This window comes from Burkholderia sp. FERM BP-3421 (assembly GCF_028657905.1).
In the GTDB taxonomy this organism is placed as follows: domain Bacteria; phylum Pseudomonadota; class Gammaproteobacteria; order Burkholderiales; family Burkholderiaceae; genus Burkholderia.
In genome coordinates this window covers 589,050-615,294 of the sequence record NZ_CP117782.1, presented here as the reverse complement: position 1 = coordinate 615,294, position 26,245 = coordinate 589,050, and the positions used below count along the sequence as shown (strand labels likewise).

The window sequence follows — 26,245 nt, the reverse complement described above, 5'->3', positions numbered from 1 at the left end:
GCGCGCCATCGCCGCACTAACAACAGCAGCCCGGCCCGCGCGGAAGCCGCTGCACGGCATGCCATGCGCAGCCCATCGCGACACCGCAGCAGGTCGTCGCACCTGACGCATTCCCGGGACGAAGCGCCCCCGCGACGCTCGGTCGGCCGCCTCGCCCCGCCCCCACCCGTTCCAGTCAACCGATTGCCGTATCGCACTGCAGCGCCCCTTCCGGCGCCGCACGCACGCGCCACCACCGTATTCCATTTCCGGGAGCAGTTTCATGAGCCACGAGACATTCCTGCCGCTGTCGGCCCCGCAACTCGAAATGTGGTTCGCCCAGGAGCTTGACCCGGACAACCCGCATTACGACAGCCCGTGCTATGTCGATATCCGCGGCCCCATCAATGCGCTCCGCTTCGAAACTGCGTTACGGCACTGCGTCGACCAGGTCGACGCGCTGCACCTGCGCTTCGTGCGCGACGTGGACGGCCCGCGCCAGTATTTCGAGCACCCGGACCTGCCGTACGCGTTCGTCGACGTGTCCGCCGCGCCGGACCCGTTCGCGACGGCCCACGAACGCATGGCGGCCGCCTGCGCGCGCCCGCTCGACCTGCTCGCGGGCCCCGCCTTCGAGCATGTGCTGTTCCGGCTCGCGGCGGACCACTACGTCTGGTTCCACCGCTATCACCACGTTCTCGTGGACGGTCTGGGTCTCGCGCGGCTGACCGAACAAGTCGCGGCGCACTATAACGCGCGCGACGCGCAGGCCCCCGATACGCCCCCGCCGCTCGCCTCGCTGCTCGATGAAGATCGCCACTACCGCGAATCCGCGCGGCTCGCGCGCGATGCGGACTATTGGCGCGATTACCTCGCGCAGGCCGGAGACGCACTCACCGCAAGCGGGCCGCCCTCCGAATCCAGCGAGTTTCACCGCCGCCGCGTGACCGTGTCGCCCGAACTCGCCGAGCGAATCCTGGCCGCGGAACGTTCAACCGGCGTGAGCTGGACCCGGCTCGTCACCGCGGCGATCATCGGCTACTTCCACAAGGCCGCGAACGTGGCCGACATGTTGTTCGATTTCGCGCTCTTCGGGCGGGACCGGGCGACGTCATCGGTGGTAGGCATGACCTCGAACGTCGTGCCGCTGCACAGCGCGCTGGGCCACGGCACGACGCTGCATGATCTCGCCCGCACGCTCGGCGGCCATATCTCCCGGCACTTGGCGCACCAGCATTTCCGCGGCAAAGACCTGCATCTCGCGAACAGGCTCGCCAAGACTTTCGGTCCGCGCGTCAACATCATGCCGTTTTTCGACACGGTCCGGTTTGACGGCGCGCCCGGCCATATCAACCTGTTCTCGACCGGGCCGGTACCCGATCGAGCCATCACGTTCTATGGCCGCCTTGGCCACGCCGCCTGCGTGATCAACTTCGAGGGGAACGTCGAATACTTCGACAGCGATGAACTCGGCGCGCAACATGCGCGGCTGATGCGCTTCATCGACGCCGCGATGGCCGATCCGAACGCGCCGCTCGCGCAGATCGACATGCTGTCCGACGGCGAGCGGGACCGCGTCGTGCGGGAGTGGAATGACACGGCTCACGATCTGCCCGGCACGACGCTTCACGTACTGGTCGAGCAGCAAGCGGAGAAGTCCGCTGATGCCGTGGCAGCCGTATTCGAGAATCAGTCGCTCAGCTATCGGGAACTCAACGCACGCGCCAATCAGTTGGCGCGCATGCTCGTTGCCTCGGGGATCGGACCGGAATCCGTCGTCGCCGTCGCCATTCCGCGTTCGCTCGATCTCATCGTCTCGCTGCTCGCCGTCGTCAAGGCCGGGGCGGCCTATCTGCCGCTCGATACCGACTATCCCGCCGAACGCCTCGCCTTCATGCTTCGCGACGCCAAGCCCGCCGCACTCATCTCGCGCGGCGACGTGCTCGCCCTGCTGCCTGAAACCGGATCGATTCCTGTCTTGCAGATCGATGGAGACGCCCTTCTCGCGCAGTTGGACACGCAGCCCGACCATAACCTCGACAACCATGCTCGCGTCGCGCCGCTTTCGGTACTGCATCCGGCATATGTGATCTATACCTCGGGGTCGACAGGGACTCCCAAGGGCGCTGCCAACACCCATGTCGGGATCGTCAACCGGCTGCTCTGGATGCAGCATGCCTATCAACTCCAGCGCGATGACGCGGTACTTCAGAAAACACCTTCCAGCTTCGACGTTTCCGTCTGGGAATTCTTCTGGCCGTTGATCGCCGGTGCCCGCATCGTCTTTGCTCGTCCTGATGGACATCGCGATCCCGCCTATCTCGCTACGCTCATTCAGCAGCAACGCATCACCACCGCGCACTTCGTGCCCTCCATGCTCGAAGCCTTCCTGCTTGAGCCTGACGCCGCTCAATGCGGAAACACGCTGCGCCGTATCGTCTGCAGCGGTGAAGCCCTCTCCACTGATCTCGCCAAGCGCGCTCATGCCACTCTCGGCACGCCGCTGCACAACCTTTACGGCCCGACCGAGGCCGCTGTCGACGTCTCCTACTGGGCTTATCGTTCTGATGAGGTGATTGGCAACGCCGCACCCATCGGCGCACCGATCTGGAATCTCCAGCTTTACATCCTCGATGAGGCGCTGCGTCCCGTGCCGCCGGGTGTGCCCGGTGAACTCTATCTCGCCGGCGTGGGCCTCGCCCGTGGCTATCTGAACCGCTTCTCGCTCACCTCCGAACGTTTCGTCGCCAATCCGTTCACCCCGGGCGAACGCATGTACCGCTCCGGCGATCTCGCACGCTGGCGGCATGACGGTCAGATCGAATACCTCGGCCGGACCGACCATCAGGTCAAGATCCGCGGCTTCCGCATCGAACTCGGTGAAATCGAGGCGCGCCTCGTCGACCATGAGGCCGTGCGCGAAGCCGTGGTCGTCGCCGCGGGTTCCGATACGGACAAACGTCTGGTCGCCTATGTCGTCGCACCTGCCCAAGCGTTCTCGGATGAACATGCGTCCGAACACGACGCGGCCCAAGCAATGATGAACGCACTGCGCGCGCACCTCGCCGAACGCCTGCCCGAGCACATGGTGCCCGCAGCGTTCATCCGCCTCGATGCGTTCCCGCTCACCCCCAACGGCAAGCTCGATCGCAAGGCACTCCCTGCTCCCGACCAGGATGCCTTCGTCCGACAGGGCTACGAGGCACCGCAAAGCGAAGTCGAAACTTTCCTTGCCGACATCTGGAGCGACCTCCTCGGTATCGACAAGGTCAGCCGCCACGACAGCTTCTTCGCTCTTGGCGGTCACTCGCTCCTCGCCGTCAAGCTGATCGAGCGCATGCGACAGCACGGCCTCAGCCTGTCGATCCGCGATCTGTTCCGCGCCCCAACCCTCGTCGCGCTCGCCCAGACCCTCGGCCAGCACCGCGAAATCGAAGTCCCGGCCAACCGCATCACCGCCGGCATCACCGCGATCACCCCGGACCTGCTGCCCCTCATCGACCTCACCCAGGCCGACATCGACCGCATCGTCGCCCAGGTTCCCGGCGGCATCGCCAACATCCAGGACATTTACGCCCTTTCCCCGCTGCAAGACGGCATCCTGTTCCACCATCTGCTCGCCTCGGAAGGCGACCCGTACCTGATCCTGATTCAACACGCGTTCGACAACCGCACGTTGCTCGATCGCTATCTCGGCGCGGTCCAGCACGTCGTCGACCGGCATGACATCCTGCGCACCGCGTTCGTCTGGGAAGGGCTTTCCACGCCGGCGCAGGTGGTCTGGCGGCATGCCGAACTGTCGATCCAGGAACTGAGCCTCGATCCCGCCGACGGCCCAATCCCCGCGCAGCTCGCCGCGCGCTTCGATCCGCGCTGCCATCGCATCAACCTGGGCGAAGCGCCGCTGCTGCGCTTCGCGATCGCCCAGGATGCCGACGGCCGTTGGATCCTCCAACAGCAACTCCATCACCTGATCGGCGACCACTCCACATCCGAACTCCTCAACCGCGAGGTATGGGACCGGCTGGAGCGGCCCGACCACGTTCCGCCGCAAGCACAGCCGTTCCGTCATCTGATCGCCCAGGCGCGCTCCGGCCTCCGCGACGACGATCACGCACGCTTCTTCCAAACAATGCTCGCCGAGATCGACGAGCCGACGCTGCCGTTCGGCCTTTCCGAGGTGCTGAACGACGGACCTGAGATCGGCGAAGCAAGGACGACCCTGCCGCAGGCGGTGAGCGATCGTCTGCGCGCGCAGGCCAAACGGCTCGGCGTCAGCCTCGCGAGCCTGTGTCATCTCGCCTGGGCCCAGGTCCTCGCCCGCACGAGCGGCCAACAGCAGGTCGTGTTCGGAACGGTGCTGTTCGGGCGCATGCAGGCCGGCGGCGGCGATCAGGCAATGGGCATTTTCATCAATACCCTGCCGATCCGCATCGATCTCGACAATGCGCCGGTCGAAGCCAGCGTCCGCCTGACCCACACCCGGCTCGCCGATCTGCTCGCGCACGAGCATGCATCGCTCGCGCTCGCCCAGCAGTGCAGCAGCGTACCGGCCGGATCGCCGCTCTTCAGCGCGCTGCTCAACTATCGGCACCACGCGGCAGCGGCGCAGGACAGCGCGACGCTGCAAGGCGTCGAGCATATCCACACCATCGAGCGCACCAACTATCCCGTCACGCTCTCGATCGACGATCACGGCCACGCGTTGAGCCTGTTCGCCCAGGTCAGTCAGCCGGTCGAGGCCGCGCGCGTCTGTCGGTACATGGCGCAGGCGCTGGAAAGCCTCGTCGATGCGCTCGATGCACCAGCGGTCCAGCCTGTCAGGCTGCTGGACGTGCTGCCGGAGGACGAGCGGCAACTGGTCGTGCGGAAGTGGAACGAGACCCGGCAGCCGGTGCCGGAAACGACGCTGTGCGCACTGGTCGAACAACAGGTCGAGCGTTCGCCCGATGCCGTGGCGGCCGGGTTTGAAGCCCAGTCGCTCAGCTATCGGGAACTCAACGCACGCGCCAATCAGCTCGCCCGCGTGCTGGTCGCGGCAGGCATCGGGCCCGAGGCCATCGTGGCCGTGGCGATTCCGCGTTCGCTCGATCTCATCGTCTCGCTGCTCGCCGTCGTCAAGGCCGGGGCGGCTTATCTGCCGCTCGACACCGACTATCCGGTCGAACGTCTCGCCTTCATGCTCGGCGACGCCAAGCCCGCCGCTTTACTCTCGCGCAGCGACGTCGCGCGCAAGCTGCCGGATGCCGGGGCCGCTCCGGTCATGCTGCTCGACGACGTGGAATGGCTGGCTCATCTGCGTAGCCAGTCCGACCGGAATCTGGATGACGGGGATCGGAGTGCGCCGCTTTCGGTGTTGCATCCCGCCTATGTGATCTATACCTCGGGGTCGACAGGGACTCCCAAGGGCGCTGCCAATACCCATGCCGGGATCGTCAATCGGCTGCTCTGGATGCAGCATGCCTATCAACTCCAGCGCGATGACGCGGTACTTCAGAAAACACCTTCCAGCTTCGACGTTTCCGTCTGGGAATTCTTCTGGCCGCTGATCGCCGGTGCCCGCATCGTCTTTGCTCGTCCTGATGGACATCGCGATCCCGCCTATCTCGCTACGCTCATTCAGCAGCAACGCATCACCACCGCGCACTTCGTGCCCTCCATGCTCGAAGCATTCCTGCTTGAGCCTGACGCCGCTCAATGCGGAAACACGCTGCGCCGTATCGTCTGCAGCGGTGAAGCCCTCTCCGCCGATCTCGCCAAGCGCGCTCATGCCACTCTCGGCACGCCGCTGCACAACCTTTACGGCCCGACCGAGGCCGCCGTCGACGTCTCCTACTGGGCTTATCGTTCTGAGGATGTAATTGGCAACGCCGCCCCCATCGGTGCACCGATCTGGAATCTCCAGCTTTACATCCTCGATGAGGCGCTTCGTCCCGTGCCGCCGGGTGTGCCCGGTGAACTCTATCTCGCCGGCGTGGGCCTCGCCCGTGGCTATCTGAACCGCTTCTCGCTCACCTCCGAGCGTTTCGTCGCCAATCCGTTCACCTCGGGCGAACGCATGTACCGCTCCGGCGATCTCGCACGCTGGCGGCATGACGGTCAGATCGAATACCTCGGCCGGACTGACCATCAGGTCAAGATCCGCGGTTTCCGCATCGAACTCGGTGAAATCGAAGCGCGCCTCGTCGACCATGAGGCTGTACGGGAGGCCGTGGTCGTCGCCGCGGGTTCCGATGCGGACAAACGTCTGGTTGCTTATGTCGTCGCCCCTGCGCACGCATTCTCTGACGAACACGCTTCGCAACAGGAAGCCGCCCAAGCGATGATGAGCGTGCTGCGCGCCCATCTCGCCGAACGTCTGCCCGAGCACATGGTGCCCGCTGCATTCATTCGTCTCGATGCCTTCCCGCTCACCCCCAACGGCAAGCTCGATCGCAAGGCACTCCCCACCCCCGATCAGGATGCCTTCGTCCGACAGGATTACGAAGCACCGCAAGGCGAAGTCGAAACCACCCTCGCCGACATCTGGAGCGACCTCCTCGGTATCGACAAGGTCAGCCGCCACGACAGCTTCTTCGCTCTTGGCGGTCACTCGCTCCTCGCCGTCAAGCTGATCGAGCGCATGCGACAGCGCGGCCTCAGCCTGTCGATCCGCGATCTGTTCCGCACCCCAACCCTAGTCGCGCTCGCCCGAACCCTCGGCCAGCACCGCGAAATCGAAGTCCCGGCCAACCGCATCACCGCGGACGCCACCGCGATCACCCCGGACCTGCTGCCCCTCATCGATCTCGCCCAGGCCGACATCGATCGCATCGTCGCCCAGGTCCCCGGCGGCATCGCCAACATCCAGGACATCTATGCCCTCTCTCCCCTGCAAGACGGCATCCTGTTCCACCACCTGCTCACCACCGAAGGCGACCCATACCTGCTGACCGAGCAGATCGCCTTTACCAGCCGCGCCTTGCTCGATCGCTATCTCGGCGCGGTCCAGCGCGTCGTCGACCGGCATGACATCCTGCGCACCGCATTCGTCTGGGAAGGGCTCTCCACACCGGCCCAGATCGTCTGGCGCAACGCACGGCTGTCCGTCGAGGAATGCCGTTTCGATCCGACCAACGGTCCGATCGCCACGCAACTGGCCACGCGCTTCGACCCGCGTCATTACCGCATCGACCTCACCCAGGCACCGCTGCTGCGCTTCGCCATCGCCGAGGATGTCGACGGCCGCTGGATCCTTCAGCAACTGCTGCACCACCTGATCGGCGACCATTCGACGCTCGACATCCTGAATGCGGAAGTGCGCGCGCTGCTGTCTCATCCCGATCAGCCGTTGCCGGATACCCAGCCGTTCCGCAACCTGATCGCCCAGGTTCGCCTCGGCGCCAAGGCGGAAGAGCACGCGCGCTTCTTCCAGTCGATGCTGGACGGGATCGATGAACCCACCCTGCCGTTCGGCCTCGCAGAAGTCCATCGCGACGGCTCCCAGGTCACCGAATACCGCGAACGCCTGCCGCAATCCCTCAACGATCGGCTGCGCGCGCAGGCCAAACGGCTCGGCGTCAGTCTCGCGAGCCTCTGCCATCTCGCCTGGGCCCAGGTCCTCTCGCGCGCCAGCGGCCGCGACCAAGTCGTGTTCGGCACCGTGTTGTTCGGCCGCATGCAGGCCGGCGCGGGTGCCGATCGCGCCATGGGCCTGTTCATCAACACCTTGCCGATCCGTATCGATCTCGACGACATGTCGGTCGAAGCCTGCGTCCGTGCGGCTCATGCGCGCCTCGCCGATCTGCTCGCACACGAGCATGCCTCGCTCGCGCTCGCTCAGCGGTGCAGCAACATTCCCGCCGGCACGCCGCTTTTCAACGCGCTGCTCAACTACCGCCACGGCGATACGTCGTCTTCGGCGGAAAACCCGATCGACGGCATGGAAACGCTCCTCACCAAGGAGCGCACCAACTATCCGATCGCGCTCTCGGTCGACGACTACGGTCAGGCCTCCTTGGGCCTTGCCGCCCAAGCGGCCCAACCGCTCGACGCGAAACGCCTGTTCCGCTATATGGCGCAGGCGCTCGCGAGCCTGGCCGATGCACTCGAATTCCAGGGCGACCTGCCGGCTCGGGAGCTCGACGTGCTCCCTGCCGACGAGCGCGCTTTGCTGCTGGCGTCGTGGAACGAGACCCGTCGGGACTATCCGGTCGGGCACGCCGTCCATCATCTGTTCGAACAGCAGGCCAAGCGCACGCCGGAAGCGCACGCCGTCCGCTTCGGCGACGTGGCCCTGACCTATGGCGATCTCAATGCGCGTGCCAATCGTCTCGCGCATCATCTGATCAAGCTTGGCGCATGGATCGATACGCCGGTGGCCGTCTGTCTCGAGCGCTCACCCGCGATGGTGGTCGGCCTGCTCGCCGTCCTCAAGGCGGGCGCGGCATATCTGCCGCTCGATCCCGCCTATCCGGCCGAGCGGCTCGCCCATATCCTCGACGACGCCAATCCGAGTATTGTCCTCGCCGACGAAGCCGGACGGCTCGCGATCGGAACGCATGCGCTCGCCAAGCGCGCCATCATCGATCCGACGGCGGCATCGCTCGACTCGTCCATCACGCTGAATCCGGATAGCGCGAACGAGCCGCCTGTCACGCTTGCGCTCAGCCCGTTGAGCGACTATCCGGATCACGATCCGGTTGTCGATGCGCTGAACGACCGGCACCTGGCCTATGTGATCTATACCTCGGGGTCCACTGGCGTGCCCAAGGGCGTGATGGTCGAACATCACAATCTGGTCAACCTCTGCCACTGGCATATCGATGCCTTCGCGCTTCGGTCCGGATCGGCTTCGGCCATGACGGCCGGCGTGGCGTTCGACGCCACCACCTGGGAACTCTGGCCCAGCCTCCTCTCCGGCGGCACCCTCGTCCTGCCTCCGGTGCATGCCGCTCGCGATCCGATCGCCCTGCTCGACTGGTGGCAACAGCAGCAACTCGACGTCTCCTTCCTCGTCACCTCGCTCGCCGTCATGGCGATCGACCGCAAGCAGTTACCGCCCAATCTCCGCTATCTGCTCATCGGCGGTGAACGTTTCCCGGGGGGTGTCGAGGCGCTTCCCGATGGCCTCACCCTGGTCAACAACTATGGCCCGACTGAAGCCACCGTCGTGGCAACCTCTGGCGTGTTGCCTGTCGATGCCGATGTCCCGCATATCGGCCGACCGATTCACAACGCCACCGCGTACCTGCTCGATGCGCATTTGCGTCCCGTCCCGCTCGGCGTTGTCGGTGAACTCTATGTCGGCGGGGCCGGTGTCGCGCGCGGCTATCTGCACCGACCGGACCTCACCAGCGAACGCTTCATCGACGATCCGTTCAGCAATCGGCCCGGCGCTCGTCTTTATAAAACCGGCGACCTCGCACGCTATCTGCCCGACGGAAACCTCGAATTCCTTGGTCGCAACGATCATCAAGTCAAGATTCGCGGCTTCCGTATCGAACTCGGCGAAATCGAGTCGCGGCTTGCCGAACATGCTGGTGTTCGCGAAGCTGCCGTTCTGACTCACGGTACCGAAGGCAATCTCCGGCTGGTCGCTTATGTCGTTGCCGATGCCAATGCATTCGACGGGGAAGATGCGACCGGCGAAAACGTCAGCGATCGGATCAACGGGAAAGATGCGTCTGTTGATCGGGCCATCGCCAGCCAACTGCGAACCTATCTGACCGAACGCCTGCCCGAGTACATGGTCCCGGCTGCCTTCGTCCGTCTCGATGCCTTCCCGCTCACCCCTAATGGCAAGCTCGATCGCAAGGCGCTCCCTGCGCCTGATCAGGATGCCTTTGTTCGACAAGATTACGAGGCGCCATTGGGTGAGGTGGAAACGACCCTCGCAGGCATCTGGAGTGAACTGCTCGGCATCGAACGCGTCAGCCGCCACGACAGCTTCTTTGCCCTCGGCGGCCACTCACTGCTCGCCGTCAAGCTGATCGAGCGCATGCGCCAGCGCGGCCTCAGCCTCGCCGTTCGCGACCTGTTCCAGGCACCAACCCTCGTCGCCCTCGCCCAGACCCTCGGCCAGCACCGCGAGATCGAGGTCCCGGCCAACCGCATCACCGCGGACACCACCGCGATCACCTCCGATCTGCTGCCCCTCATCGACCTCACCCAGCCCGACATCGACCGCATCGTCGATCAGATCCCCGGCGGTATTGCCAACATCCAGGACATCTACGCGCTGTCGCCGCTGCAGGACGGCATCCTGTTCCACCACCTGCTCGCCACCGAGGGCGATCCCTATCTGCTCGTCGCGCAGCTGGCGTTCGACAGCCGAGCGCGGCTCGACTGCTATCTCGACGCCGTCCAGAAGGTAGTCGATCGGCATGACATCCTGCGCACCGCGTTCGTTTGGGAAGAACTGTCCGCACCGGCGCAAATCGTCTGGCGGCACGCGAAACTGTCGATCATCGAGCTGGCCTTCGATCCCGCGAACGGCCCGGTATCCGGGCAACTCGCGGCGCGCTTCGATCCGCGTCATCACCGGATCAATCTCGCCCAAGCCCCGCTGCTGCACTTCGCGATCGCGCAGGACAGCGATGGTCGCTGGATCCTCCAGCAACTGCTGCATCATCTGATCGGCGATCACTCGACGCTTGACGTTCTGAACGCGGAAGTCCGGATACTGATGAACGATCCGACCCACCCGCTCCCCGCAGCCCAGCCATTCCGCAATCTGGTTGCGCAAGCACGCCTCGGCGTCACTGAAGAGGCGCACGTGCGTTTCTTCACCTCGATGCTCGCCGAGATCCATGAGCCGACGCTGCCGTTCGGTCTCGCCGAAGTCCATCGCGATGGTTCGCAGGTTCACGAGACTCACGTAGCGTTGCCGACTGTCCTGAACGATCGTCTGCGTGCGCAAGCCAAGCACATCGGCGTCAGCCTCGCCAGCCTGTTCCATCTCGCCTGGGCCCAAGTACTCGCGCGTACCAGCGGCCAGGATCGTGTCGTGTTCGGCACCGTGCTGTTCGGCCGCATGCAGGCCGGCGACGGTGCGGACCGCACGATGGGCCTGTTCATCAATACCCTGCCGATTCGCATCGATCTCGACGACATATCGGTCAAAGCCAGCATACGTGCTGTTCATGCGCGTCTCGCCGATCTGCTCGCGCACGAGCATGCCTCGCTCGCGCTCGCCCAGCGATGCAGCAGCGTCCCGGCCGGATCGCCGCTCTTCAGCACGCTGCTCAACTACCGGCACAACGCCTCGCAGGAATCGGCGAATGCTTGGTACAACGATGTTGAAGTGCTCGGCGGACAAGAACGCACCAATTACCCGCTGGCGATGTCCGTGGAGGATTACGGCCATGCGCTCGGGCTGACGCTCCAAGCCGTCGAACCGCTCGACGGGGCGCGTATCTGCGGGTATCTGGCGCAGGCTCTGGAGAGTGTGGTCGACGCACTCGAAGCACAATCCCCGGTGGCAGTTCGGCACATCGAAGTGCTGCCCGCCAGCGAACGGGCGCTGTTGTGCGAAGCCTGGAATGAGACCCGGCGCGATTATCCGATCAAGACCACCGTACAGCGGCATTTCGAGCAGCAGGTCGAACTCACGCCTTCGGCTGTTGCGGTGCGGTTCGGTGATATCACGCTCAGTTATGGCGAGTTGAATGCGCGTGCCAATCGGCTCGCGCATCATTTGATCGAGCTTGGTGCTGGCCTGGATATGCCCGTCGCGGTGTGTGTTGAGCGTACGCCCGCCATGATTGTTGGCGTACTCGCGATTCTTAAAGCGGGGGCGGCTTATCTCCCGCTCGATCCTGCCTACCCCGCTGACCGGCTCGCGCACATTCTCGATGACGCCAATCCTGCTATCGTCCTCGCCGATACCGCCGGCATCGCCGCTATCGGCGATGCGCCGCTCGCCAACCGGGCTGTCCTCGATCCCAATGAGGCGCTGGTCGACGAAAGTATCGTCCTCCATGCCGGGCAAGCTTCCGAACTCAACATCCTGCTCAAGCTTTCCGCCTATCCGACAACCAACCCGGTGGTCGATGGGCTGAACGACCGGCATCTGGCCTATGTGATCTATACCTCGGGGTCCACCGGTGTGCCTAAAGGCGTGATGGTCGAACATCACAATCTGGTCAACCTCTGCCACTGGCATATCGATGCCTTCGCGCTTCGGTCCGGATCGACTTCGGCCATGACGGCCGGCGTGGCGTTCGATGCCACCACCTGGGAACTCTGGCCCAGCCTCCTCTCGGGCGGCACCCTCGTCCTGCCTCCGGTGCATGCCGCTCGCGATCCGATCGCCCTGCTCGATTGGTGGCAACAGCAGCAACTCGACGTCTCCTTCCTCGTCACCTCGCTCGCCGTCATGGCGATCGACCGCAAGCAGTTACCGCCCAATCTCCGCTATCTGCTCATCGGCGGTGAACGTTTCCCGGGGGGCGTTAATGCATTGCCTGACGGCCTCACGCTGGTCAACAACTATGGCCCGACTGAAGCCACCGTCGTGGCAACCTCTGGCGTGTTGCCCATCGATGCCGATGTCCCGCATATCGGCCGACCGATTCACAACGCCACCGCGTACCTGCTCGATGCGCATTTGCGCCCCGTCCCGCTCGGCGTTGTCGGTGAACTCTATGTCGGTGGGGCCGGTGTCGCGCGCGGCTATCTGAACCGACCGGACCTTACCAGCGAACGCTTTATCGACGATCCGTTCAGCAATCGGCCCGGCGCTCGTCTTTATAAAACCGGCGACCTAGCGCGCTACCTCCCCGACGGCAACCTCGAATTCCTCGGTCGCAACGACCATCAGGTCAAGATTCGTGGCTTCCGCATCGAACTCGGCGAAATCGAATCACGGCTTGCCGAGCATCCGGAGATCCGCGAAGCCGCCGTTCTGGCACTGGGTCAGGACAGCGACTTGCGACTGGCCGCTTATGTTGTCGCGAATGCTGCCGTATTCGATGGGAAAGATGTGTCTGGTGAAACCGTCGATGGCCGTGCCGATGGGGAAGATGCGTCCGATCGGACCATCATCGACCAGTTGCACACCTATCTAGCCGAACGGCTGCCCGACTACATGGTGCCGGCTGCCTTCGTTCGGCTCGATGCCTTCCCGCTCACCCCTAATGGCAAGCTCGATCGCAAGGCGCTCCCCGCTCCTGATCAGGATGCCTTCGTCCGACAGGATTACGAGGCACCATCGGGTGAAGTGGAAACGACTATCGCCGGCATCTGGAGCGAACTGCTCGGCATCGAACGCGTCAGCCGCCACGACAGCTTCTTTGCTCTTGGCGGCCACTCGCTTCTCGCCGTCCGTCTCATGAGCCGTATCGCCGCGATCGGTGCAAACCTGCCGCTCGCCTCCCTCTTCGCCGCACCTTCTCTCGCCGCATTCGCCGACGTCGTTTCGCAGCAGCTTCACACCGCACCCCTCGATTTGCCCACCATCGAATCGGTGTCCCGCGATCAGCCTCTTCCGCTCTCCTTCGCCCAGCAGCGTCTCTGGTTCCTCGCTCAACTCGATCCGGGCAGTCACGCCTACAACATCCCCTTCGCCATCGATCTTCATGGCGAACTCGATACGCATGCATGGCATGACGCGCTTAACGCACTCTTCGACCGGCATGAAGCCTTGCGTTCCGTATTCGTCTCCGTCGACGGGCAACCACAGGTCCAACTGCTCCCCGCCGGGTCAGGTGTGCCGCTTCGCCAGCACGTCTTGTCCGGAGACAATGTCGAAGAACAGGCCCTCCGCCTGCAACACGAGGAAGCTCAAACACCGTTCGACCTCGAACACGGCCCGCTCATTCGCGCCCGCCTGATCCGCTTCAACGCGCACCATCATCAGTTCCTGCTCACCCAGCACCACATCGTCTCCGACGGCTGGTCCTTTGGCATTCTGCTTGGTGAGCTCAGCGCGCTCTACGCCGCCGCTGTCGAGAACCGACCCGCCGACCTGCCCGCCCTCGTCATCCAGTACCCCGACTACGCCGCATGGCAGCGTCAATGGCTCGCCGGCGAACGGCTCGCCGAGCAAAGCGAGTTCTGGCGCAGCAACCTCGCCGGCGCGCCTGTTCGCGTCGAACTCCCCACCGACCGGCCCCGCCCGTCTCAGCAGTCCTATGCCGGTGCAACCGTTCCCCTGCATATCGATGCCGAACTCACCCGCGCGCTGCGGCAGTTCTCGCAACAGCAGCAGGCCACGCTCTTCATGACTGTCCTTGCCGCATGGAGCGCTGTCCTCTCACGCCTCTCCGGACAATCCGACATCGTCATCGGCTCGCCTTCCGCCAATCGCGGGCGCGCCGAGATCGAACCGCTCGTCGGCTTCTTCGTCAACACCCTCGCGCTGCGCATCGATCTCGATGGTCTGCCTTCGCCTGCCGAGCTCGTCCAGCGTGTCCGCCGCGTCGCGCTCGATGCCCAGCAACATCAGGATCTTCCTTTCGAACAGGTCGTCGAAATCGCCCAACCGCCAAGGCACCTCGATCACACTCCGCTCTTCCAGGTCATGTTCTCCTGGCAGAACAATGAGGTCGGCAACTGGCAGTTGCCCGGTATCGCCTCCGCGCTGGTTCCGATCGAGCACCGGATCATCAAGTTCGACCTTGAACTCGATTTGGGTGAAGTCGATGGCCAGATCGCCGGCGTCATCAACTACGCTACCGCGCTCTTCGATCAGACCACGATCGAACGTCATGCCGACTATCTCGTCGCCATGCTCAAGGCGTTTGCCGATACATCAGCCTTTATGCCGCTGAACCGTATCGACATCCTCTCCAAGCAAGAACGTCAATTGGTTCTTGGAGAATGGAACAACACCAGACAAGCACTGCCTGAAACGACGTTGGAAGCGCTGGTCGAACAACAGGTCGAAAAATCGCCTGACGCGATTGCCGCCGTGTTCGACGATCAGGCGTTGACGTACCGGCAGCTCAACGCCCGCGCCAATCAGCTGGCTCGCATGCTCGTTGCCTCGGGGATCGGACCGGAATCCGTCGTTGCCGTCGCCATTCCGCGTTCGCTCGATCTCATCGTTTCGCTGCTCGCCGTCGTCAAGGCCGGGGCGGCTTATCTGCCGCTCGATACCGACTATCCCGCCGAACGCCTCGCCTTCATGCTTCGCGACGCCAAGCCCGCCGCACTCATCTCGCGCGGCGACGTGCTCGCCCTGCTGCCCGAAACCGGATCGATTCCTGTCTTGCAGATCGATGGAGACGCCCTTCTCGCGCAGTTGGACACGCAGCCCGACCATAACCTCGACAACCATGCTCGCGTCGCGCCGCTTTCGATACTGCATCCGGCCTATGTGATCTATACATCGGGGTCGACAGGGACTCCCAAGGGCGCTGCCAATACCCATGCCGGGATCGTCAACCGGCTGTTCTGGATGCAGCATGCCTATCAACTCCAGCGCGATGACGCGGTACTTCAGAAAACACCTTCCAGCTTCGACGTTTCCGTCTGGGAATTCTTCTGGCCGTTGATCGCTGGCGCTCGCATCGTCTTTGCTCGTCCTGATGGACATCGCGATCCCGCCTATCTCGCTACGCTCATTCAGCAGCAACGCATCACCACCGCGCACTTCGTGCCTTCCATGCTCGAAGCATTCCTGCTTGAGCCTGACGCCGCTCAATGCGGAAACACGCTGCGCCGTATCGTCTGCAGCGGTGAAGCCCTCTCCGCCGATCTCGCCAAGCGCGCTCATGCCACTCTCGGCACGCCGCTGCACAACCTTTACGGCCCGACCGAGGCCGCCGTCGACGTTTCCTACTGGGCTTATCGTTCCGACGAGGTGATTGGCAACGCCGCCCCCATCGGTGCACCGATCTGGAATCTCCAGCTTTACATCCTCGATGAGGCGCTGCGTCCCGTGCCGCCGGGTGTACCCGGTGAACTCTATCTCGCCGGCGCGGGCCTCGCCCGTGGCTATCTGAACCGCTTCTCGCTCACCTCCGAACGCTTCGTTGCGAATCCGTTCACCTCGGGCGAACGCATGTACCGCTCCGGCGATCTCGCACGCTGGCGGCATGACGGTCAGATCGAATACCTCGGCCGGACCGACCATCAGGTCAAGATCCGCGGTTTCCGCATCGAACTCGGTGAAATCGAGGCGCGCCTCGTCGACCATGAGGCCGTGCGCGAAGCCGTGGTCGTCGCCGCGGGTTCCGATGCGGACAAACGCCTGGTCGCTTATATCGTCGCCCCCGCGCACGCATTCTCTGACGAACACGCTTCGCAACAGGAAGCCGCCCAAGCGATGATGAGCGTGCTGCGCGCCCATCTCGCCGAACGTCTGCCCGAGCACATGGTGCCCGCTGCATTCATTCGTCTCGACGCGTTCCCGCTCACCCCCAACGGCAAGCTCGATCGCAAGGCACTCCCTGCCCCCGACCAGGAAGCCTTCGTCCGACAGGATTACGAAGCACCATCGGGTGAAGTGGAAACGACTATCGCCGACATCTGGAGCGAACTCCTCGGTATCGACAAGGTCAGTCGCCACGACAGCTTCTTCGCTCTCGGCGGTCACTCGCTCCTCGCCGTCAAGCTGATCGAACGCATGCGCCAGCGTGGCCTCAGCCTGTCGATCCGCGATCTGTTCCGCACCCCAACCCTAGTCGCGCTCGCCCGAACCCTCGGCCAGCACCGCGAGATCGAAGTCCCGGCCAACCGCATCACCCCTGAAACCACCGCGATCACCCCGGACCTGCTGCCCCTCATCGACCTCACCCAGGCCGACATCAACCACATCGTCGCCCAGGTCCCCGGCGGCATCGCCAACATCCAGGACATCTATGCCCTCTCCCCGCTGCAAGACGGCATCCTGTTCCACCACCTGATGTCTACCGAAGGCGACCCGTACCTGCTGTCGATACAAGCCGCCTTCGACAACCGTCCACTCCTCGACCGCTATCTCACGGCCGTTCAACAGGTTGTCGACCGCCACGACATCCTCCGAACCGCGCTCGTCTGGGAAGGTCTTTCGATACCGGCTCAGGTCGTCTGGCGCAATGCACGACTGTCCGTCGAGGAATGCCGCTTCGATCCGATCAATGGCCCGATCGCCACGCAACTGACCGCGCGCTTCGACCCACGTCATCACCGCATCGACCTGACCCGCGCCCCGTTGCTGCGCTTCGCGATCGCCGAGGACACCGACGGCCGCTGGATTCTCCAGCTGCTCCTACATCATCTGGTCGGCGACCACTCCACGCTCGATGTACTGAATGCGGAGGTTCAAGCCCTGCTGCACGATCCCGATCTGCACCTTCCCGAAGCGCAGCCGTTCCGCAATCTGATTGCGCAAATCCGTCTGGGCATCAGGACCGAGGAACACACACGCTTCTTCCAGTCGATGCTGGCCGGGATCGATGAACCTACCCTGCCGTTCGGCCTCGCGGAAGTCCATCGCGACGGATCGCAGATCAGCGAAGCCCAATTGACTCTGCCTCCGGCGTTGAACAACCGGCTGCGTGCACAAACCAAACGGCTCGGCGTCAGCCTCGCGAGCCTGTGTCATCTCGCCTGGGCTCAGGTCCTCGCCCGTACCACCGGCCGCCAGCACATCGTGTTCGGAACCGTGTTGTTCGGTCGCATGCAGGCCGGCGACGGCGCCGATCGCACCATGGGACTTTTCATCAACACCTTGCCGATCCGCCTCGATCTCGACGACGCATCGGTCGAAGTCGGCATCCGTGAGGCTCACACCCGGCTTGCCGATCTGCTTGCACACGAGCATGCGTCGCTCGCGCTCGTCCAACAGTGCAGCAGCATCCCCGCCGGATCGCCGCTCTTCAGTGCGCTGCTCAACTATCGGCATAACGATTCGTCCACGCACGATTCGCATGCGATCGAAGGCATCGAATTTCTCCATGCCGAGGAACGCACGAATTATCCGATCACGCTCTCCGTCGATGATCATGGGAATGCGCTGGGGCTCATTGCCCAGGTCAGTCAACCGATCGATGCGGAACGCATCTGTCGGTATATGGCGCAGGCGCTCGAGAGTCTCGTCGAGGCGCTCGACAATCGATCCAATCGCGCTGTTCGCTTACTCGATATGTTGCCTGATGATGAACGTCAGCTTGTCGTACAGGAGTGGAACAGCACGACGCAGGAAATACCGCATGTGACGCTTCATGAGCTGGTCGAGCAGCAAGCGGAGAAGTCCGCTGATGCCGTGGCAGCCGTATTCGAGAATCAGTCGCTCAGCTATCGGGAACTCAACGCACGCGCCAATCAGTTGGCGCGCATGCTCGTTGCCTCGGGGATCGGGCCGGAATCCGTCGTTGCCGTCGCCATTCCGCGTTCGCTCGATCTCATCGTTTCGCTGCTCGCCGTCGTCAAGGCCGGGGCGGCTTATCTGCCGCTCGATACCGACTATCCCGCCGAACGCCTCGCCTTCATGCTTCGCGACGCCAAGCCCGCCGCGCTCATCTCGCGCGGCGACGTGCTCGCCCTGCTGCCCGAAACCGGATCGATTCCTGTCTTGCAGATCGATGGAGACGCCCTTCTCGCGCAGTTGGACACGCAGCCCGACCATAACCTCGACAACCATGCTCGCGTCGCGCCGCTTTCGGTGCTGCATCCGGCATATGTGATCTATACCTCGGGGTCGACAGGGACTCCCAAGGGCGCTGCCAACACCCATGTCGGGATCGTCAACCGGCTGCTCTGGATGCAGCATGCCTATCAACTCCAGAGCGATGACGCGGTACTTCAGAAAACACCTTCCAGCTTCGACGTTTCCGTCTGGGAATTCTTCTGGCCGTTGATCGCCGGTGCCCGCATCATCTTTGCTCGTCCTGATGGACATCGCGATCCCGCCTATCTCGCTACGCTCATTCAGCAGCAACGCATCACCACCGCGCACTTCGTGCCTTCCATGCTCGAAGCATTCCTGCTTGAGCCTGACGCCGCTCAATGCGGAAACACGCTGCGCCGTATCGTCTGCAGCGGTGAAGCCCTCTCCGCCGATCTCGCCAAGCGCGCTCATGCCACTCTCGGCACGCCGCTGCACAACCTTTACGGCCCGACCGAGGCCGCCGTCGACGTCTCCTACTGGGCTTATCGTTCTGAGGAGGTGATTGGCAACGCCGCACCCATCGGCGCACCGATCTGGAATCTCCAGCTTTACATCCTCGATGAGGCGCTTCGTCCCGTGCCGCCGGGTGTACCTGGTGAACTCTATCTCGCCGGTGTGGGCCTCGCCCGTGGCTATCTGAACCGCTTCTCGCTCACCTCCGAACGTTTCGTCGCCAATCCGTTCACCCCGGGCGAACGCATGTATCGTTCCGGCGATCTCGCACGCTGGCGGCATGACGGTCAGATCGAATACCTCGGCCGGACCGATCATCAGGTCAAGATCCGCGGCTTCCGCATCGAACTCGGTGAAATCGAAGCGCGCCTCGTCGACCATGACGCTGTACGGGAGGCCGTGGTCGTCGCCGCGGGTTCCGATGCGGACAAACGTCTGGTTGCTTATGTCGTCGCCCCCGCGCACGCATTCGCTGACGAACACGCTTCACAACAGGAAGCCGCCCAAGCGATGATGAGCGTGCTGCGCGCGCACCTCGCCGAACGTCTGCCCGAGCACATGGTGCCCGCTGCATTCATTCGTCTCGACGCGTTCCCGCTCACCCCCAACGGCAAGCTCGATCGCAAGGCACTCCCTACCCCCGATCAGGATGCCTTCGTCCGACAAGATTACGAGGCGCCATTGGGTGAGGTGGAAACGACTATCGCCGCTATCTGGAGCGAACTGCTCGGCATCGAACGCGTCAGTCGCCACGACAGCTTCTTTGCTCTTGGCGGTCACTCGCTTCTCGCCGTCCGTCTCATGAGCCGTATCGCCGCGATCGGCGCAAACCTGCCGCTCGCCTCCCTCTTCGCCGCACCTTCTCTCGCCGCATTCGCCGACGTCGTTTCTCAACAGCTTCGCACCGCACCTCTCGACCTGCCCGCCATCGAATCGGTGTCCCGCGATCAGCCTCTGCCGCTCTCCTTCGCCCAGCAGCGTCTCTGGTTCCTCGCTCAACTCGATCCGGGCAGCCACGCCTACAACATCCCCTTCGCCATCGATCTGCACGGCGAACTCGATACGCACGCATGGCATGACGCGCTTAACGCACTCTTCGACCGGCATGAAGCCTTGCGCTCCGTATTCGTCTCCGTCGACGGGCAACCACAGGTCCAACTGCTCCCCGCCGGGTCAGGTGTGCCGCTTCGCCAGCACGTCCTGTCAGAAGGCAATGTCGAAGAACAGACCCTCCACCTGCAACACGAGGAAGCTCAAACCCCGTTCGACCTCGAACACGGTCCGCTCATTCGCGCCCGTCTGATCCGCTTCAACGCGCACCATCACCAGTTCCTGCTCACCCAGCACCACATCGTCTCCGACGGCTGGTCTTTTGGCATTCTGCTTGGCGAACTCAGCGCGCTCTACGCCGCCGCTGTCGAGAACCGACCCGCCGACCTGCCCGCCCTCGCCATCCAGTACCCCGACTACGCCGCATGGCAGCGTCAATGGCTCGCCGGCGAACGGCTCGCCGAGCAAAGCGAGTTCTGGCGCAGCAACCTCGCCGGCGCGCCTGTTCGCATAGAACTCCCCACCGACCGGCCCCGCCCGCCCCAGCAGTCCTATGCCGGCGCGACCGTTCCCCTGCATATCGATGCCGAACTCACCCGCGCGCTGCGGCAGTTCTCGCAACAGCAGCAGGCCACGCTCTTCATGACTGTCCTTGCCGCGTGGAGCGCTGTCCTCTCACGGCTCTCCGGACAGGCCGACATCGTCATCGGCTCGCCTTCCGCCAATCGCGGGCGCGCCGAGATCGAACCGCTCGTCGGCTTCTTCGTCAACACCCTCGCGCTGCGCATCGATCTCGATGGTCTGCCTTCGCCCGCCGAACTCGTCCAGCGCGTCCGCCGCATCGCGCTCGATGCCCAGCAACATCAGGACCTGCCTTTCGAACAGGTCGTCGAAATCGCCCAACCGCCAAGGCACCTCGATCACACCCCGCTCTTCCAGGTGATGTTCGCCTGGCAGAACAACGAGATCGGCAACTGGCAGTTGCCTGGTATCACCGCCGCGCCGGTTTCGATCGAGCACCGGATCGTCAAGTTCGACCTCGAACTCAATCTGAGCGAGGCCGATGGCCAGATCGTCGGTGTCATCAACTACGCGACCGCACTCTTCGATCGGACCACAATCGAACGCCATGCCGGCTATCTCATCGCCATGCTCAATGCGTTTGTTCTTGAGCAGGCAACGCCGACGGCTCAGATCGAGATTCTCGGAAACCACGAGCGCACGCAGCTGCTCGAAACATGGAACCAGACACGGCGCGACTATCCCACCCAAATCTGTACGCATCGATTGGTGGAGGAGCGCGCCGAACAGATGCCATTGGCTATCGCCGTGCGGTTTGGAGATGTCGCGCTCAGTTATGGCGAGTTGAATGCGCGTGCCAATCGGCTCGCGCATCATTTGATCGAGCTTGGCGCGCGCCTGGATATGCCGGTTGCTGTTTGTGTCGAGCGCGCGCCCGCCATGATTGTTGGCGTACTCGCCATTCTTAAAGCCGGGGCGGCTTATCTCCCGCTCGATCCCGCCTACCCCGCTGACCGGCTCGCGCACATTCTCGATGACGCCAATCCTGCTATCGTCCTCGCAGATACCGCTGGCCTCGCTGCTATCGGCGATGCGCCGCTCGCCAACCGGGCTGTCCTCGATCCCAATGAGGCGCTTGTCGACGAAAGTATCGTCCTCCATGCCGGGCAAGCTTCCGAACTCAACATCCTGCTCAAGCTTTCCGCTTATCCGACGACCAACCCGGTGGTCGATGGGCTGAACGACCGGAATCTGGCCTATGTGATCTATACCTCGGGGTCTACCGGTGTGCCCAAGGGCGTGATGGTCGAACATCACAATCTGGTCAACCTCTGTTACTGGCATATCGATGCCTTCGCGCTTCGGTCCGGATCGGCTTCGGCCATGACGGCCGGCGTGGCGTTCGATGCCACCACCTGGGAACTCTGGCCCAGCCTCCTCTCCGGCGGCACCCTCGTCCTGCCTCCGGTGCATGCCGCTCGCGATCCGATTGCCCTGCTCGACTGGTGGCAGCAGCAGCAACTCGACGTCTCCTTCCTCGTCACCTCGCTCGCCGTCATGGCGATCGATCGCAAGCAGTTACCGCCCAATCTCCGCTATCTGCTCATCGGCGGTGAACGTTTCCCGGGAGGTGTTAATGCATTGCCTGACGGCCTCACGCTGGTCAACAACTATGGCCCGACTGAAGCCACCGTCGTGGCAACTTCCGGTGTGTTGCCTATCGATGCCGAGGTCCCGCATATCGGCCGGCCGATTCACAACGCCACCGCGTACCTGCTCGATGCGCATTTGCGCCCCGTCCCGCTCGGCGTTGTCGGTGAACTCTATGTCGGTGGGGCCGGTGTCGCGCGCGGCTATCTGAACCGACCGGACCTTACCAGCGAACGCTTTATCGACGATCCGTTCAGCAATCGGCCCGGCGCTCGTCTTTATAAAACCGGCGACCTCGCACGCTATCTGCCCGACGGTAACCTCGAATTCCTCGGCCGTAACGACCATCAGGTCAAGATTCGTGGCTTCCGTATCGAACTCGGCGAAATCGAGTCGCGGCTTGCCGAACATACCGGTGTTCGAGAAGCGGCTGTTCTGACTCATGGCACCGAAGGCAATCTCCGGCTGGTCGCTTATGTCGTTGCCAATGCCAATGCATTCGACAGGGAAGATGCGTCCATTGACCGGGCCATCGCCAGCCAACTGCGAATCTATCTGGCCGAACGCCTGCCCGAGTACATGGTCCCGGCTGCCTTCGTCCGTCTCGATGCCTTCCCGCTCACCCCTAATGGCAAGCTCGATCGCAAGGCACTCCCTGCGCCTGATCAGGATGCCTTCGTCCGACAGGATTACGAGGCACCGCAAGGCGAAATCGAAACTACTCTCGCCGAAATCTGGAGCGACTTGCTCGGCATCGAACGCGTCAGCCGCCACGACAGCTTCTTTGCCCTCGGCGGCCACTCACTGCTCGCCGTCAAGCTGATCGAGCGCATGCGCCAGCGCGGCCTCAGCCTCGCCGTTCGCGACCTGTTCCAGGCACCAACCCTCGTCGCCCTCGCCCAGACCCTCGGCCAACACCGCGAGATCGAGGTCCCGGCCAATCGCATCACCGCGGACACCACCGCGATCACCCCCGATCTGCTGCCCCTCATCGACCTCACCCAGGCCGACATCGACCGTATCGTCGCCCATGTCCCCGGCGGTATCTCGAACATCCAGGACATCTACGCGCTATCGCCGCTGCAGGACGGCATCCTGTTCCACCACCTGCTCGCCACCGAGGGCGATCCCTACCTGCTCGTCGCGCAACTGGCGTTCGACAGCCGAGCACGGCTCGACCGCTTTCTCGACGCCGTCCAGAAGGTAGTCGATCGGCATGACATCCTGCGCACCGCGTTCTTCTGGGAAGGCTTGTCCATCCCCGCCCAGGTGGTCTTACGCCATGCATCACTCACCGTCGACGAACTGTCGTTCAATCCGGCCGAGGGTTCTGTCAGCGACCAGTTCGCTGCACGCTTCGACCCTCATCACCATCGGATCGACCTGTCCCAGGCGCCATTGCTCCGCATTGCGATCGCCCGGGACAGCGATGGTCGCTGGATCCTCCATCAGCAGATGCATCACCTGATCGGCGATCACTCGACGCTCGATATTCTGTTCAACGAGATTCAGGTTCAGCTCCGCGATCCCGAACACACTCTTTCGCCGCCGCAACCATTTCGCAACCTGGTTGCGCAGGCGCGTCTCGGCATGACTGAGGAACAACATGCGCGATTCTTCTCGTCGATGCTCGCTGACCTCGATGAACCAACCCATCCGTTCGGTCTTTCTGAAGTTCATCGCGACGGAACCCGGGTCCGCGAAGCGCATCGACTGCTGCCGCAGGCATTGAATGATCGGTTGCGCGTGCAGGCCAAACGCGCCGGCGTGAGCCTCGCCAGCCTGTGTCACCTTGCGTGGGCACAAGTACTCGCACGCACCAGCGGTCAGAATCGCGTCGTGTTCGGCACCGTGTTGTTCGGCCGCATGCAGGCCGGCGACGGCGCGGACCGCACGATGGGCCTGTTCATCAATACCCTGCCGATTCGCATCGATCTCGACCACATATCGGTCGAAGCCAGCATACGTGCTGCTCATGCGCGTCTCGCCGATCTGCTCGCGCACGAGCATGCCTCACTTGCACTTGCGCAACGGTGTAGCGGTGTCCCGGCCGGGTCACCGCTCTTCAGTTCGCTGCTGAACTACCGTCATAACACACCGACCTCGGATGAGCAGGCTGCATTGGAAGGTGTCGAATTCCTGCAAGGAAAGGAGCGCACCAATTATCCGCTCGTGCTTTCCGTCGAAGATTTCGGAGAAGCGCTCGGGCTGACCCTCCAGGTCGTCGAACCGCTCAATGGCGCGCGCATCTGCGGGTATATGGCGCAGGCGCTGGAGAGCATTGCAGACGCGCTCGAAGCGAAGTCCACGATCGCGGTTCGACAGATCGAGGTTATGCCTCCGGAAGAGCACGCGCTGTTGTGTACCGTGTGGAATGAAACCCGGCACGATTATCCGACTGGCGCCACCGTGCAGCGCTTGGTCGAGCAGCAGGTCGAACTCACGCCTTCGGCTGTTGCGGTGCGGTTCGGTGATATCACGCTCAGTTATGGCGAGTTGAATGCGCGTGCCAATCGGCTCGCGCATCATTTGATCGAGCTTGGCGCTGGCCTGGATATGCCGGTTGCTGTTTGTGTCGAGCGCGCGCCCGCCATGATTGTTGGAGTACTCGCGATTCTTAAAGCCGGGGCGGCTTATCTCCCGCTCGATCCCGCTTACCCCGCTGACCGGCTCGCGCACATTCTCGATGACGCCAATCCTGCTATCGTCCTCGCAGATACCGCCGGCCTCGCTGCTATCGGCGATGCGCCGCTCGCCAACCGGGCTGTCCTCGATCCCAATGAGGCGCTGGTCGACGAAAGTATCGTCCTCCATGCCGGGCAAGCTTCCGAACTCAACATCCTGCTCAAGCTTTCCGCTTATCCGACGACCAACCCGGTGGTCGATGGGCTGAGCGACCGGAATCTGGCCTATGTGATCTATACCTCGGGGTCTACCGGTGTGCCCAAGGGCGTGATGGTCGAACATCACAATCTGGTCAACCTCTGTTACTGGCATATCGATGCCTTCGCGCTTCGGTCCGGATCGGCTTCGGCCATGACGGCCGGCGTGGCGTTCGATGCCACTACCTGGGAACTCTGGCCCAGCCTCCTCTCCGGCGGCGCCCTCGTCCTGCCCCCGGTACATGCCGCTCGCGATCCGATTGCCCTGCTCGACTGGTGGCAACAGCAGCAACTCGACGTCTCCTTCCTCGTCACCTCGCTCGCCGTCATGGCGATCGACCGCAAGCAGTTACCGCCCAATCTCCGCTATCTGCTCATCGGCGGTGAACGTTTCCCGGGTGGCGTTAATGCATTGCCTGACGGCCTCACGCTGGTCAACAACTATGGCCCGACTGAAGCCACCGTCGTGGCAACCTCTGGCGTGTTGCCTGTCGATGCCGATGTCCCGCATATCGGCCGACCGATTCACAACGCCACCGCGTACCTGCTCGATGCGCATTTGCGTCCCGTCCCGCTCGGCGTTGTCGGTGAACTCTATGTCGGCGGGGCCGGTGTCGCTCGCGGCTATCTGAACCGCCCCGACCTCACCAGCGAACGCTTCATCGACGATCCGTTCAGCAACCAGCCCGGCGCTCGTCTTTATAAAACCGGCGACCTCGCGCGCTACCTCCCCGACGGCAACCTCGAATTCCTCGGTCGCAACGATCATCAAGTCAAGATCCGTGGCTTCCGCATCGAACTCGGTGAAATCGAGTCGCGGCTTGCCGAACATACCGGTGTTCGAGAAGCGGCTGTTCTGACTCATGGCACCGAAGGCAATCTCCGGCTGGTCGCTTACGTCGTTGCCGATGCCAATGCATTCGACAGGGAAGATGCGTCCGGCGAAAACGTCAGCGATCGGATCAACGGGAAAGATGCGTCCGTTGATCGAGCCGTCGCCAGCCAACTGAAAACCTATCTGGCCGCACGTCTGCCCGAGTACATGGTGCCCGCTGCCTTCGTGCGTCTCGACGCCTTCCCGCTCACCCCCAACGGCAAGCTCGATCGCAAGGCGCTCCCTGCCCCCGACCAG

Annotated in this window: 1 protein-coding gene (running past one end of the window); it reads left to right on the top strand. The window is 63.3% G+C overall.

Annotated features, from left to right (window positions below; all coding sequences use genetic code 11):
- The first annotated feature begins 262 nt into the window (after positions 1–262).
- On the top strand, positions 263–26,245 hold the start of the coding sequence (locus Bsp3421_RS18700; protein WP_274002322.1) for a non-ribosomal peptide synthase/polyketide synthase. 33,906 nt of this gene lie beyond the right edge of the window; only the first 25,983 of its 59,889 coding nucleotides appear in the window; it begins with the start codon at positions 263–265; the stop codon falls past the right edge of the window.